The sequence below is a fragment of the Streptococcus mitis genome, from assembly GCF_002096895.1.
In the GTDB taxonomy this organism is placed as follows: Bacteria; Bacillota; Bacilli; order Lactobacillales; family Streptococcaceae; genus Streptococcus; species Streptococcus mitis_AH.
The window spans coordinates 393,807-408,854 of record NZ_NCVI01000020.1 but is presented as its reverse complement, the minus strand read 5'-3'; the positions used below and the strand labels follow the sequence as shown (position 1 = coordinate 408,854).

At 43.0% G+C, this 15,048-nt stretch carries 13 protein-coding genes; 1 reads left to right on the top strand and 12 read right to left on the bottom strand.

Annotated elements, in window-relative coordinates:
- Positions 1–17: 17 nt before the first annotated feature.
- From B7697_RS06615 to gmk, 11 genes are all read right to left on the bottom strand, one after another.
- Positions 18–1,292, bottom strand: a complete 1,275-nt coding sequence (locus B7697_RS06615) for a hydroxymethylglutaryl-CoA reductase, degradative (RefSeq protein WP_084950897.1) — start codon at positions 1,290–1,292, stop codon at positions 18–20.
- Positions 1,292–2,464, bottom strand: a complete 1,173-nt coding sequence (locus B7697_RS06610; RefSeq protein ID WP_192851492.1) for a hydroxymethylglutaryl-CoA synthase — start codon at positions 2,462–2,464, stop codon at positions 1,292–1,294. The genes B7697_RS06615 and B7697_RS06610 overlap by 1 nt, the downstream gene beginning before the upstream one ends.
- 113 nt (positions 2,465–2,577) lie before the next feature.
- On the bottom strand, positions 2,578–3,027 hold the full coding sequence (locus B7697_RS06605) for a threonine/serine exporter family protein (RefSeq protein WP_084950893.1): 450 nt from the start codon (positions 3,025–3,027) through the stop codon (positions 2,578–2,580).
- A 1-nt stretch (position 3,028) separates the two neighbouring features.
- Complete coding sequence (locus tag B7697_RS06600) at positions 3,029–3,787, bottom strand: threonine/serine exporter family protein (protein WP_020903004.1); 759 nt, start codon at positions 3,785–3,787, stop codon at positions 3,029–3,031.
- 88 nt (positions 3,788–3,875) lie between these two features.
- Positions 3,876–5,789 (bottom strand): Stk1 family PASTA domain-containing Ser/Thr kinase, encoded by a 1,914-nt coding sequence (pknB, locus tag B7697_RS06595; protein WP_084950891.1) that lies wholly within the window; start codon positions 5,787–5,789, stop codon positions 3,876–3,878.
- Positions 5,786–6,526: a Stp1/IreP family PP2C-type Ser/Thr phosphatase gene (locus B7697_RS06590; protein WP_084950889.1), complete on the bottom strand. Its 741-nt coding sequence runs from the start codon at positions 6,524–6,526 to the stop codon at positions 5,786–5,788. Before B7697_RS06590 ends, pknB begins: the two co-directional genes overlap by 4 nt.
- Positions 6,527–6,540: 14 nt before the next feature.
- Positions 6,541–7,854: a 16S rRNA (cytosine(967)-C(5))-methyltransferase RsmB gene (rsmB, locus tag B7697_RS06585; protein WP_192851481.1), complete on the bottom strand. Its 1,314-nt coding sequence runs from the start codon at positions 7,852–7,854 to the stop codon at positions 6,541–6,543.
- On the bottom strand, positions 7,847–8,782 hold the full coding sequence (fmt, locus tag B7697_RS06580; RefSeq protein ID WP_000163673.1) for a methionyl-tRNA formyltransferase: 936 nt from the start codon (positions 8,780–8,782) through the stop codon (positions 7,847–7,849). Before fmt ends, rsmB begins: the two co-directional genes overlap by 8 nt.
- A 12-nt stretch (positions 8,783–8,794) precedes the next feature.
- A complete protein-coding gene (locus tag B7697_RS06575) occupies positions 8,795–11,191 on the bottom strand; it encodes a primosomal protein N' (protein ID WP_020903001.1) in 2,397 nt (798 codons plus the stop codon).
- A 65-nt stretch (positions 11,192–11,256) separates the two neighbouring features.
- Positions 11,257–11,571, bottom strand: coding sequence for a DNA-directed RNA polymerase subunit omega (gene rpoZ, locus B7697_RS06570; protein WP_025169762.1), 315 nt, complete (start codon positions 11,569–11,571; stop codon positions 11,257–11,259).
- Between the two features lie 24 nt (positions 11,572–11,595).
- Positions 11,596–12,222, bottom strand: a complete 627-nt coding sequence (gene gmk / locus B7697_RS06565; protein ID WP_000775041.1) for a guanylate kinase — start codon at positions 12,220–12,222, stop codon at positions 11,596–11,598.
- Positions 12,223–12,459: 237 nt separating this feature from the next.
- Between gmk and B7697_RS06560 the strand changes: the two genes are divergently transcribed.
- Positions 12,460–13,272 carry a DUF4839 domain-containing protein gene (locus B7697_RS06560; RefSeq protein WP_084950885.1) on the top strand — a complete coding sequence of 271 codons (813 nt, stop codon included), beginning with the start codon at positions 12,460–12,462 and terminating at the stop codon, positions 13,270–13,272.
- 70 nt (positions 13,273–13,342) lie between these two features.
- Here B7697_RS06560 and B7697_RS06555 read toward each other — a convergent pair whose 3' ends face one another.
- Complete coding sequence (locus tag B7697_RS06555) at positions 13,343–14,956, bottom strand: ribonuclease Y (RefSeq protein WP_000404934.1); 1,614 nt, start codon at positions 14,954–14,956, stop codon at positions 13,343–13,345.
- Between the last annotated feature and the right edge of the window lie 92 nt (positions 14,957–15,048).

Sequence of the window (15,048 nt, the reverse complement as noted above, 5' to 3'; positions counted from 1 at the left end):
TGGTTCGTCTGAGTTTTTTATGATCTTAAGTTTTTTAGATAGCGCTGGGCTGTCTCTAGGTTAAATGTTTTATCAGCAATGAGGCGCTCAACTAGGGGAGCTACCTCGGATTCACTGGCACCTGCTAAGAGAGCTAAGGATTTGGCCTGCAATTTCATGTGTCCTTGCTGGATTCCTGTACTTACCAAAGCTTTCAGGGCCGCAAAATTTTGGGCTAGTCCGATAGAAACAATAATCTGAGCTAATTCTTTGGCAGAAGGATTTCCCAGTAGTTCGTGACTAAGGGCCACACGAGGGTTGAGGCCGATAGAACCACCCTTGGTCGCTACAGGCATGGGCAAGGTCATCTGACCGACCAATTCTTCTCTTTCAAGGTCCAGCGTCCATTGACTAAGACCTTGATAGCGTCCGTCTCGACAGGCAAAGGCATGAGCTCCCGCCTCAATGGCACGCCAGTCATTACCAGTGGCAATCAAAATGGCATCGATACCGTTAAAAATCCCTTTATTGTGGGTAGCTGCTCGGTAAGGATCAGCCTGCGCAAACTGGCTAGCCAACGCAATTTTCTCCGCAATTTCTCGTCCTTGATCCTTTTGGCGGCTCAAATAGCGAAAGGCGATGCGACAGCTTGCCGTCACCAGAGAATCGGTCGCGTAGTTGGACAGAATCCCCATAAGACTTTGTCCCTGACTGAGTTCTTCTAAGACAGGTTTCAAGGCTTCCAACATGGTGTTGAGCATATTGGCTCCCATGGCTTCCTGGGTATCAACATGGAGATACACAACGAGAAAGTCTGTTTCGCCTTTTATCTGCTCTACATGCAAATCACGCGCCCCACCTCCACGTTTAACGATAGAAGGATAGGCTTGATTGGCAAGCTCCAAGAGTTCTGCTTTTTTGCTGACAATCTTCTCTTGCGCTTGTTCAGGTTCAGCAACTTGATAAAGGGCTACCTGCCCAATCATCTGACGCTCATGCACTTGTGCAGTAAAACCGCCTGCTCGCTTGATGATTTTGCTGGCATAGCTAGCCGCAGCAACCACTGAGGGCTCTTCTGTCACATAGGGAACTGTGTATTCCTGACCGTTAATGAGAACCTCTGGGACCAGCGAATAAGGCAGAGAAAAAGTTCCCACTACATTCTCACTCAGCTGATCTGCGACAGTCACGCTAATGTGTTCATCCTGCTCCAGACTGGTTTGTTTTTCAGGACTAAGGAGCGCCTGAGCTTTTAACAGCTCGAGGCGCTCATGGTATGATTTTTTAGAAAATCCATTCCAACTTATCTTCATTATTTTTCAACCTTGCTATAACGGCGTTGGTGGTCCACAATTTCAACCAAGGCAAAATCTTGATTTTCATAACCAGCAAACTGGGCAGAGTTTGCTTCATCCAAGTCTACTTCTTCAAAGAAGACCTTTTCATAGTCTGCAACGGATAGGGCAGTACGTTTGTTGAGTTTGTTCAAGCGGTCTTTATCCAGATAAGCTTCATATCCTTCAACCAATTCACCACTGAAGAACTCAGCCACAGCCCCACTTCCGTAACTATAAAGGGCGATTTTATCCCCAGCCTTCAGGCTATCTGTATTTTCCAAGAGAGACAAAAGTCCAAGGAAAAGTGAACCTGTGTAGATATTTCCCACCTTTTGACTGTAGAGAATAGACTGGTCAAAATGGTTTTGTAAAAGGTCTTTTTTCTCTTGAGGCAGACTCTTATCCATGATTTTTTTCAAGCCTTTTAGCGCTAATTTAGGATAAGGCAAGTGGAAGCAAACAGCCGCAAAATCATCCAAAGTAAGCTGGTAGCGTTTTTGGTATTCAAGCCAAGTCGTTTTCAAACTATCCAAATATTGTTGGGTAGAATAGACACCATTTACATAAGGAGTTGTTGAGTAATTTGGACGCCAGAAATCCATGATGTCACGAGTCTGAGCCACATTGTCATTATTAAAGGCCATAATGCGTGGATTCTGTGTAATCAACATAGCTACACTTCCAGCACCTTGAGTTGGTTCTCCCGGAGTTTCAATACCGTACTTGGCAATGTCACTGGCAATGACCAAAACCTTGGACTCTGGAGAATTTTCCACATGCAATTTGGCATAATGAAGGGCAGCTGTCGCTCCATAGCAAGCTTCTTTAATCTCGAAACTACGAGCAAAGGGCTGGATGCCCAGCAAACCATGTACAAAGACGGCCGCAGCTTTACTCTGGTCAATTCCTGACTCGGTAGCCACAATGACCATATCGATTTCTTGTCTTTCTTGCTCAGTTAAAATAGAATCACTTGCACTAGCTGCCAAGGTCACGATATCCTCAGTTAGAGGCGCAATACTCAATTCCTTGAGCAAGAGTCCTTTGCTTAATTTTTCAGGGTCAATTCCCCTTGCTTCTGCTAAGTCTTGTAATTTCAAGACATATTGACTGGTCGCAAAACCAATCTTATCAATACCGATTGTCATATTTACCTCTGTTTTATCATTCATTGTAAAAAATCGTTCTATACTATTTTATCACAAATGGCAGTAAAAGAGAGAAAAAAGACTTGATTCACCAAACCAAGCCTCTTATTATTCTAACTTTTATGCTGTTTTCTTAAGTAGGAATAAAATCTGAGAATCACTGTTCCACTAGCCATTCCAATAGAAATCACCAAAGCCAACATAACAACCAAGGTTGCACTAGCAATGGCATGACTGTAATCTCCTGTCACAAAAAAGGCTGTTGTTCGATAAGAAAGATAACCCGGAACCAGAGGTGCCAAGATGGCCAAGATAAAGACCACAGCAGGAGTCTTATAAAGAATACTTAAAATCTGGCTGACACAAGAACCGATAATGGCTGCAATAAAAGTAGCCACAATAACATTGGTCGGTTCCTTGAGCAAGAGATAGATTAGCCAGACAGCCATGCCTAAAATCCCTCCAGGTAAGAGCATAGAGCGTTGCACATTGAGTACGATTAAAAAAGTGATGATAGCAAGAAGACTTGCTACTGCTTGTAATAAAAAGGTTGTTAGTGTCATATTAGTTCATCAATACCAAGGCGACAGAAGTTCCCGCCCCTAAAGCAAGGGTAATGAGCAGGGATTCAAACATCTTACTCATACCAGAGTTTATGTGGTTGGTCATAATATCACGAACCGCATTGGTCAAGGCAATCCCTGGTACAAACGGCATGACCGCACCAGCTATAATCAAATCTGCCGTTGAAGGAAAACCTGTGTAGCGAGCCCAAAACTGGGCTATCATCCCAAAGACAAAGGCTCCAGCAAAGGCTGTCACAAAGGGAATTCGGATAAACTTCTCTACATAGAGGGAAAAGGCAAAACCAAATAAGGTAGCTACTCCTGCCCCAAGTGCGTCGTAGATATTTCCACTAAACATAATTGAAAAGAAAGGAGCACTAAAGGTCGCAGCCAAAGTTACCTGCAACTTAGTATAGGGAAGAGGTTGAGCTTGCAAGGCCTTCAATTGCTTGAAGGCTGTCTCTAAATCAATCTGCCCCCCTACCAACTGACGAGAAATCTGGTTCACATCACAGACTTTTTCAATATTATAAGAAGAGGAAGTCACGCGTTTCATTCGCGAAATATTGGTATTTTCAATGGAGAAAAAGATAGCGGCTGGCATGGCAAGAACATTGCAATCCACAATCCCCTGCGAATGCGCAATACGAATCATGGTATCTTCTACACGATGAATCTCTGAACCACTTTTGAGAAGAATGGTTCCAGCTAACATAATCACATCGATGACGGCATTTAATTCTCTTGATTCTTCCATGCGTCCCTCCTTTTATCAACTCCCTCTATTCTATCACAAATCTGGAGTCAAAAAAAATCTTTGCCATGAAATCATGACAAAGATTCGTTTAATCACGAGAATTTTCGTGGTTTCCTTCACTATTTGGTTGAGTCGGAGTAGGAACCGTTCCTTGTTGATTTCCTTGCTGGCCACCTTGTTGATTCCCTTGATTTGGAGTAGTAGGCGAACCTTGGTTACCACGTTGAACTGACGTTGAAGAGGAACTTGATGGTGGTGTTTTGGGTTTATAAATCGAAATTTTAATACGTGTGCTGGCTAAATCAATTTTTCCACCCGCTTTTGGAGTCTGATCCACCACATTTCCTTCTGCTGTTCCTTCAGGAGCGGTTGACACTTCAACAACTTCAATATTAGCCTCTTTCACCCCAACAATTTGAATCAAATTAATTTTAGTGAATTCAAGACTTGAACCAATATAACTTGGCATTGAAATAGAATTTACTTTTTTAGCAACAGTCAGAACTATTTGAGTTGCCTTGCTAAGATCGTAGGTTGTTCCTTCCGGTAAACTTTGTTTCATGATTGTACCGGCTTCGATTTCGTTGGATTCTTCTTCCTCAATCTTAATTAGATTTTCTGGAACCTTCTTGCCTTTCAACTCTGCCACTACATCACTAGATTTTCTTCCAAGATAATTTCCGAGTTGGAAAGACTGCTGACCTGAAGACACAATCAAATTAATTTTTGTTCCTTCTTTACGTGCTGTACCAGCATCAGGATCGGTACGAATAACCCTACCTTCTTCAACCTTGTCACTGGCCTCTGATTTTTCTTCACCAACCTCAAAATTGGCTTTTTTTAGAGCCTCTTTAGCCTCTGCAACCGTCTGACCTGCCACCTTTGGAACGGCAATGGTAGCGGGCGTTCTATATAAAATCCATACTAAAGATGCCACAACTAACAAGAAAGTCGCAAATAAAATTGGATAACGTGCTTTCATGCGACGGCGTTTGGTTGGCTTTGGACTAGGTACCGTTTTTTCTGTTTGATGAGGCTGGGGCTTAGGTTGAGGTCTTCCCTCTTGTACCGGAGCTTTAGGAATAGAAGTCAAGGTACTTTGTGGAACTTTAGGAAGAGTCTTGGTGTCCGTCTTAGTCGCATCGTCAAAGACCAGCTTTGGTTCATTACGACGATTATAAGACAAACTACTAGATAAATCCACATACATCTCAGCGACTGACTTGTAGCGATCTGTCAATTTCTTGGCAGTTGCCTTGATAACAACATTTTCTAAAGCCTGAGGTACAGATGGATTTTCAGCTATAACCGATGGCAAGGGCTTCTGGAAATGCTGGAGGGCAATAGTCACCGCACTATCCCCATCGTAAGGAATATGACCTGTCAGCATCTCATAGAAGATAATCCCCATAGCATAGATATCACTCTGCACAGTTGCTTTAGAACCACGCGCCTGCTCTGGAGACAAATAATGAACGGAACCTAGCATTGAGTTGGTCTGAGTCAGACTTGTCTCTGCAAAGGCTACTGCGATCCCAAAGTCTGTAACTTTGGCAGTCCCATCTGGGGTCAAAAGGATATTTTGCGGTTTCAAATCCCTGTGAACAATCCCTCGAGTATGGGCTAAGCGCATAGCCAGAAGGATTTGTCCCATGATTCGAATCGCTTCTTCATTTGAAAGAGGGTGATGTTCCTTGATATAGCGTTTGAGGTCTAAACCAGCAACATATTCCATTGCGAGATACTGTTGTCCCTCTTCTTCACCGATATCTGTAATCCGAACGATATGAGGATGGTCCAAATCTGCCATGGCTCTCGCTTCCCGCTGAAAACGAGCCACAGCAATCGGGTCTGTCTGGTAGTTGGTCCTCAGAACCTTTACTGCCACTTCTTCCCCGTCTAGAATCAAATCTTTAGCCAAGTAAACATCTGCCATGCCTCCTCGGCCAATCTGTTTGAGAATCCGATACCGCCCGGCAAAAATCTTGCCGATTTGGATCATTCTGTTTCCTCCTCATTAACAGCAATAAGGGCAACTGTGATGTTATCTAAACCACCTGCATTGTTGGCAAAACGGATCAAGGTTGCTGCCTTATCTTCCAAAGAAATATCGCTGGTTACAATATCAGAAATCTCACTTCCTGAAATCATATTTGTCAAACCATCGCTATTGAGTAAGAGATAGTCCCCAGGCTCAAGGGTGATTATTCCAAAATCAGGCTGAATTTCATCTTTTTGACCAATAGATTGAGTAATAATATTTTTCTGTGGATGGCTAGCAGCTTCTTCTGGCGTCAATTGACCTGCCTTAAGCAATTCATTGACCAAAGAATGGTCGCTCGTTAACTGGTGGTATTCTTCTCCACGAATCAAACCGATACGAGAATCTCCGATGTGAGCATAAATAGCCTGATTATCAATAATGGCTACAGCCTCAAGGGTTGTACCCATTCCTTTATAGGCTTCATCTTGTCCCAATTGGTTAATCTTTTGATTTTCCATCTCAAGGTTGTTAGCAAACCATTCACGCACCTCGTTGATGGTATCAATTTGGGTATCTACCCAAGCGATACCTAAATCTGTAACCGCCATTTCACTCGCGATATTTCCTGCACGGTGTCCTCCCATCCCGTCAGCTAAGATAATCATAGTACGACCTGCTCTGTTGACGTAGTGGTTGACATAGTCTTGGTTATTTGTTCGTTTTTGACCAACATCCGTTAATATTGAAATTTCCATATGTCAGTTCCTTCCTAATCCGATATCTTACGAAATTGGCTGATGAAAAATCCATCACTTCCATACAATTCAGGTGTAATGAGAATACAACCATCTTTCATGATATTCTTACATTCATGTTCTAGTTTTACCTGCTCAAAGTCGGGATGACTTTCTAAAAATGCCTGTACGACTTGAAAGTTCTCCTCTGAGACAATAGTACAGGTACTATAAGTTATTATACCACCTTTGCCTAGTGTTTGACAAACACTACCTAATATTTCTAGCTGAATTTCCTGCAAAGACGCGAAATCTGATGTTTCCTTATTGTATTTGATGTCTGGTTTGCGGCGTAAAAGACCAATTCCTGAACAGGGAGCATCCACCAAAATCTTATCAAATGAATTCTGACCAAAAAACTCATGCACCTTTCTGGCATCTAATTTTTGCGTTTGAACCCGATCTGCAACTCCCAGACGTTGGGCATTTTCTTGGATTAAGTCCAACTTGTGGTCGTACAAGTCCAAAGCAGTAACTTGACCTGTCGTAAGATAAGAGGCTATATGGGCTGTTTTCCCACCTGGAGCCGCACAGGCATCTAGAACCTGCTCATGCCCTTTTAAATCAAGCGTCGGAGCAACCAGCTGACTGGACTCGTCTTGGATGGTAATGGCTCCATCCGCAAACAAATCATGGCCTGCAAAATGCCCCTGCTCCTTCACAAGACCAGAGGGAGACAAGGATGAATCACTAGCCTCCAACAAGACTTGGATTTCTTCTTTTCGTCCTAGGTCCGTTACACGAATGCTGGCCTTGTTTCGCACCAAAAGGCTTTCAAAAATAGCTTGTGCTCGCTCTTCTCCGTATTCTTCCTTGAGCTTGGCAACTAGCCAAACTGGGAGAGAATAGGCAACGGAGTCACGTTTGTTTTTTCGTTTGATGCTAGTGATATCTGGCCAGCCTTCACGTAGAATACGACGAAGGACGGCGTTGACCAATTTTTCGCTACCTTTTTTACGAACTTTGGCCAATTCTACTGCTTCATTGACCACAGCATGGTCTGGAATCTTGTCCAAATAGCGGAGCTGGTAAGCACTCATGAGAAGAAGGACATAAAGCCAACTATCTAACTGGTCTCTGTCTTCGATAAAGTGGGATAGGTACCATTCCAGAGTCAGTTTACGGGCTACCGTTCCATAGACCAGCTCGGTCACCAAGCCCTTGTCTGCTGCCGAAAGTTGACTTCCCTTGAAATGCTTATTTAAGGCGATATTTGAGTATGCTTGATTGATAAAAACATCCTCTAATACTGCTAGGGCTAAACTCCTAGCCGTTTCTACTTTAGTCACCAAATCGTTCTCCTACAGTCAATGTACGTCCAACTCCATTGAGGAAGGAAGCAATGTCCATCTTAGGTTTACCAGCTGGCTGCACTTGTTTGAGGGATAGAGCCCCTTCTGCCGTTGCGACAATCAATTCTTTCTTACCAGTAGAGAGAATCTCACCTGGATTTCCCTGACCTTCTACTGGTAGTGCTTCATAAATCTTAAAGCGGTCGCCCTTAAGGAAAGTATGGGCAACAGGCCAGGGGTTCATGCCACGGATTTGGTTAAAGAGTTGACGATTGGTTTTGTTCCAGTCCAGTTTTTCTTCCTCTGGCTTGATATTTAGCGAGAAAGTGACCTGACTTGGATCCTGCGGTTCAGGTTTGATTTCCCCAGCAATGTAGGCAGGCAAAGTGTCCAAAAGCAAATCACGACCAACTAGCGCCAATTTCTCAAACAAGGTGCCGACATTGTCCTCATCCGTGATTGGAATACTGCGACGAGAAATCATATCTCCTGCATCCATTTCCTTCACCATTTCCATGATGGTCACACCAGCTTCCTCATCCCCTTGAATCAAGGCATAATGGATAGGCGCACCACCACGGTGTTTGGGAAGAAGGGAAGCGTGAACATTGACCGCAAAGTCCATGCTATCAAGGAGTTTACTTGGCAGAAACTGCCCAAAAGCAGCAGTCACAATTCCATCTGCTCCTAGCTTCATAATAGCTTCCATCTCAGGACTTCCAGATAATTTTTCAGGTTGATAAATAGGAAGCCCTGCTTCCTTGGCAGCCTGCTTGACTGGGGTTTCTTGAATCACTTTTTTTCGCCCAACAGCACGGTCCGGCTGGGTCACAACGGCTAGAATTTCGTAACGGTCATCTGTCAAAAGTCCTTTTAAGACTGTTGCTGAAAAGTCGGGTGTCCCCATAAAGATTAATTTTGTCATATCTTCTCCTTCTTATAAAAATTGCTGTGGCTCATGGTCAATGCTGAGACGGAGCTCACTATTTTCCCGTTCTTGAGTCAAGGCTAAGACCTGGTTGAGGGTCGGACTTAGCTCATCTTCTAAACGGTATTTAATCAAAATCTGGTAATGATAGAGGTTGTGGGTACGAGCAATCGGTTTGGGGGTTGGCCCAAGAATGTTACTGGTCTCTGACAATCCTGACCGCAAAATATTCATAACTTCATAAGCACGTTTGACCACCTCTTCTTCTTTCTTGTGAGAAAGGGTAATGCCAATAGTGAAATAGTAAGGCGGATAACCAAGTTGTCGTCTGATTCCCATTTCATAGGCATAAAAACCTTCGTAATCCTGATCCTTTGCAAATCGAATAGCGTAGTGCTGAGGATTGTAAGACTGAATCAAGACCTGCCCAGCTTTTTCAGCACGACCTGCCCGGCCTGCAACCTGAGTCAAGAGCTGGAAGGTTCTCTCAGAAGAACGGAAATCAGGTAGATTCAATGCCGTATCCGCATTGAGAACTCCAACTAAGGTTACATTAGGAAAATCCAATCCCTTGGCAATCATCTGAGTACCTAGTAAAATATCTGCTTCTCCTCGCCCAAACTGGTCAAGAAGAGCTTGGTGACTACCTTTCTTACGAGTCGTGTCCACATCCATCCGCAAAATGCGGGCCTGCGGAAAGAGTTCTGCCAGCTCATCATAAGCCTTCTGTGTCCCTGTCCCATAGTAACGAATACTTCGGCTCTTACAGTTAGGACAGACCTGAGGAATGTCCTTCGAAAAACCACAATAATGGCAGTTCATGGTCTTGGTATCCATGTGCAAGGTCAAGGAAATGTCACAGTTAGGACAAGTATCCACGGTCCCACACTCCCGACACATAACAAAGCTAGAATAACCACGACGATTGAGCATAAGAACCACCTGCTCTTTTTTAGCCAGACGATCCTGAATCGCTTCTAGCAAAGGTGGCGTAAAGTTTGACGTTTCATTTTGTCCGATATAGTCCCGAAAGTCAATTACTTGAACCTCAGGGATCCTAGCTAAAGGATTGGCGCGCTGGGTCAGACGTAAATGTTGATAAACGCCTTTTCCAGCCCGAGCACGGCTTTCCAGACTAGGAGTTGCTGAACCAAGTACCAGTGCTGCTTGATTATACTGGGCCCGTAAAATAGCTACCTCTCTAGCATGGTAACGGGGATTGCTGTCCTGCTTATAAGTCGCTTCATGCTCCTCATCGATTATAATGACACCTAGATTTTTCAGCGGAGCAAAGATGGCAGATCTGGCACCCACAACAACTTGAGCATCGCCACGTTCCACCTTGCGCCATTCGTCGTACTTTTCACCATTGGATAGGCCTGAATGAAGAATGGCCACTTTCTCACCAAATCGAGCAATAAAACGCTCCGTCATTTGTGGAGTCAAGGAAATCTCAGGCACCAGCAAAATAGCTGTCTTGCCCTTGTCCAAGGCTCCTTGGATAATCTGCAAATAAACCTCCGTCTTCCCACTTCCTGTAATCCCTTGAAGGAGGAAAGGAGGCTGATGACTGCCAATCGCACTGACAACCGCATCACGCGCCTGTCTTTGCTCTGGATTCAACTCTAAAGGCTGACTTGCTTCAATCCCTTCAAAATAAGCAGCCGAGCGTTGAACTTCCTTTTGAACTATGGTCACAGCACCTTGTTCCACAAAGAAGTTGACTTGCTCCCGCGAGTAGGACTCTAACAAACTAGCCAAAGAAGCGCTCTCTGGATGAGACAGCAGATAGTCTCTCAGTTCTAACTTTTTCTTGGCGCGTGTAGAAATCTCTACACCTTCTAACTGAACAAGGTCTACCTCATACCAAGACTGGGTCTTGACCTTCTTTTGATCAATCGCCTGATATTCTAGACCAAGCAGGCCTTTTCTAGTCAAACGCATCATTTCAGCTTGCTTACCTAAATCTAGAGAAGAAAAGGCAAGCGAATCTTCTGAACCAAACAAGCGCTCTCGGTCTTCCTGACTCAGACCTGCCATAGGATAGAGAATTTTGTCATAGCTAGAGTTCAGAAACCCTGGTAACATAGCCTTGAGGATAGAAATTTTATAGGAAAAGACGGATTTACGGAGCTCCTCAGCCAGCCAGAGTTGTTCTTGCGTGAGAACAGGGGAAAAATCCAGTACCTCGGCAATATCTTTTAAATCTTGCTCCATCTCTTCTTCATCCAATTGGGACTCCAAACCAAGAACAATCCCTTGAATCAGGCGATTTCCCTTACCAAAAGGCACATGAACTCGCATCCCAACTTCCAGCATTCCCAGAAATTCCTCAGGAATCCTGTAACTATAGGGCTGGTCCGTCTGCATCAAGGGCACATCTACAATAATCTTGGCTATGGGCATCTTCTCACCTCCTCCTTGTCAGTACATTCTTGCAATAGAAAAAATAAGATTGAGTCCCCCCAACCTTAAATTTTTTCACCATCTTCTTTTTCTTTAGCGATTTGCTCTTTGATTTTCTTTTCTTCTTCTTCTTTGCGACGTTTTTCTTCTTCGATACGGCGACGCACTGCTTCACGTTTTCCTTCTGGATCTGGGTGAATTGTAACGTTTCCTGATTCGATTTCTTCTAAAGCGCGAAGAGTTGATTTTTCAGACTTGAAACCTTGAGTTGTTGGTGCACCTGCTTCCAATTCGTGGGCACGTTTTGCTTCCAAGATTACGAGTGAATATTTTGAAGGAACCTTGTCGAGCAAGGTATCAATAGAGGGTTTTAACATCATTTGCTTGTACCTATTTTCTAAATTTTATCGAGTAGTTGGAGACTTTGGTAACATCTCCTGATAGTGACCAATGACACGATCCACACGGAAGTGTTCTGCTTCGATCACACGTTTGACACGCTCAGCAGCTAGGGGCACCTGATCGTTGACAATCGCATAATCATACTCACGCATAAGCGCAATTTCTTCCTTGGCTTTTTCGATTCGTTGGGCAATCACTTCTGCACTGTCTGTTCCACGTCCTACCAAACGATCTTGCAATTCATCCAAATCTGGTGGTGTCAGGAAGATAAAGACAGCATCTGGAACCTTTTTCTTGACCTGAAGAGCTCCTTGAACCTCAATTTCAAGGAAAACATCGATTCCCTTGTCCAAGGTTTCATTGACATAGGTCAGAGGAGTTCCATAGTAGTTGCCGACATATTCTGCATATTCCAACATCTGTCCTTGACGAATCAGCTCTTCAAACTCTTCGCGAGTGCGGAAGAAATAGTCAACACCATCCACTTCTCCAGGACGTTGTGCGCGCGTCGTCATCGATACAGAGTATTGAAATTGATTTTCAGAACTCTCAAAAATCTCTCTTCTAACCGTTCCTTTTCCAACCCCTGAAGGACCAGAAAAAACGATTAGTAAGCCTCGGTCTGCCATTGTGTCTCCTTTTAGTCAGTCTGTGAAATAACATTTCTCTAGAATAACGGCAAAAAGCCAAATTATCCTTTACAGTCTTTCTATCTAGTGTAACAAAAAAGCAGTAATTTTTCAACTGCTCTTTCTTATTTATTTAGCATAATCTATGATTTATACAAGGTAGCCCCCTTAAAAAAGACTTGCCTTTTTATTCTATTTAAGAGATAATAAAACTACTAATATAAAAAGGAGAAGTTTATGGGAAATTATAAAGGAAAAAATGTTGATGAAGCAATTGCAAATGGCTTATCTGAACTCAATCTCAACAAAAGTGAAGTCAAAATCAATATCATTGATCATGGAAATGCCGGAGTATTTGGTTTTTTTGAAAGAGAAGCTGAGGTTGAAATAACACCATTGAGCCCAATGGAACTGAAAATAAAAAGATTGATTCCATATTTAATCGGTGCTGTTACAATATTTATGATTCTTATAGCAGTTATAATTGGAGTATACTCAGATAAGTCAACTACTGTTTCTACCCCTTCCTCTACACAAACTAGCTCTATTGTTGAAAAATCTGTCGAGAAAACCAGTGAATCATCCTCTACATCATCAAGTTCGACGCCTGCTTCCTCTAGTTCAACTAGCACCTCATCAAGCTCTACCGAATCCTCGTCAACAAGTCCAGCCCAATCAGCTGTCATCACAACTGAAAACAATGAGGAATTTAAAGCACTATTGCAGACTGATGATTCAAGCACCATAACAGATTTTATTCAAAAACACAAAGGTCAGATAATTGAATTTGATGGGAACATAGCAAATCTTGCTAAGTCAAAATCAAAATATGATATTCTTATTCATTCTGGAAATTATCATCCTGATGAGGTATCAGGCCCTAATTTCAAAATCCCTCAAATCACTATCATCTCAAATCCTATATTCAATTCATTTAATGGGGACAATATTAAAACCGGACAAAATATACATATTAAAGCAGAAATCGGTAACTATAACTCTACTCAAGATTTAATCTACTTATCACCAATTGAGATTTCGCCCCGATAATATAACAAATAGTTGCAAATAATTTATTCAAAAAACTGAAGTCAGATTTTCTTCTGACTTCAGTTTTTTATTATTTAGCATAATCTACTGCACGAAGTTCACGAATCACGGTTACCTTGATATTTCCTGGGTAATCGAGATTGTTTTCAATTTTCTCACGAACTTTGTGAGCCAAGATTGTGACTTTGTCGTCCTTAATTTGTCCTGGATTTACCATGATGCGAATTTCACGTCCTGCTTGAAGGGCAAAGCTATTTTGTACCCCTTCAAAGCCGTTAGCAATTTCTTCCAAATCATGGAGACGCTTGATGTAGCTTTCAAGAGACTCACTACGAGCTCCTGGACGGGCTGCACTCAAGGCATCTGCCGCAGCGACGATCACTGCAATGACGCTCTCAGCTTCAACATCCCCGTGGTGACTAGCAATCGTATTGACCACAACTGGGTGTTCCTTATACTTACGAGCCAATTCCATACCGATTTCAACGTGGCTACCCTCAACCTCGCGGTCAATAGCTTTCCCGATATCGTGAAGGAATCCAGCACGACGAGCAAGAGCCGCATTTTCACCAAGTTCGCTCGCCATGATACCAGCTAACTTAGCAACCTCAATCGAATGACGTAAGACATTTTGTCCATATGAAGTACGGAACTGCAAGCGACCCATGATTTTCATCAAGTCTGGATGAAGGTTTGGCGCACCGATCTCATAGGCAGCGGCCTCACCATATTCACGGATCTTATTGTCAATCTCTTGACGGTTTTTCTCAACCAACTCTTCGATACGAGCTGGATGGATACGACCATCCTTAAGCAACATTTCCATAGTCATACGAGCAATCTCACGACGAATCGGATCAAATCCTGACAAGGTTACCACTTCTGGTGTATCGTCGATAATGACATCAACCCCTGTCAAACTTTCAAAGGTACGAATGTTACGACCTTCACGACCAATAATGCGTCCCTTCATAGTATCGTCTGGCAGATGAACTGTTGAGTTTGTTGACTCCGCTACATATTCACCAGCGATACGTTGCATAGCTTGAACCAAGATGTCCTTGGCCATTTTGTCAGAACGTTCCTTGACCTCTTGCTCAGCCTCACGAATACGGCTGGCAATCTCCTTGGTCAAGTTTTCCTCTGTCTGAGCCAAGATAATATCTCGTGCTTCTGCCTGAGACAGAGCACCAATACGCTCTAGCTCTGCTTCTTTTTGTCTTTCGACTTCCTCTAATTGCTCTTCACGCGCATCAAGGTTTTTCGCTCTATCAGAAATACTTTGTTCTTTTTGTTCAAGTGTTTGTTCTTTACTCGTCAAATTGTCGTCCTTACGGTCAAGGCTAGTAGCTCTCTCTGTCAAACGACTTTCGATTTGTTTGAGTTCTTGACGTTCTGATTTGAATTCAGCGTCCACTTCTTCACGGTATTTTCTGGCTTCTTCTTTGGCCTCCAATAGTGCTTCTTTTTTAAGAGACTTGCTTTCACGTTTCGCTTCATTAACAAGTAAATCCGCTTCACGCTCAGCTTGTCCACGTAAATTAGTTGCTTCTTGTTCAGCATTTAAAAGCATCAACTCTGCAGCTTCCTGAGATGATTTCATCTTGGCTGAGATGCTGACATATCCAATGACTAAACCAATGATGACGGCAAAAACAGCAATCGCAAGCGACATGATTTCCATGTTTTTACCTCATTTTATTGTTATTCCGAATGACATACATTCTTTTACATTCTACCATAAAAAAGTGATTTTCACAAACCTAAAATAGAATA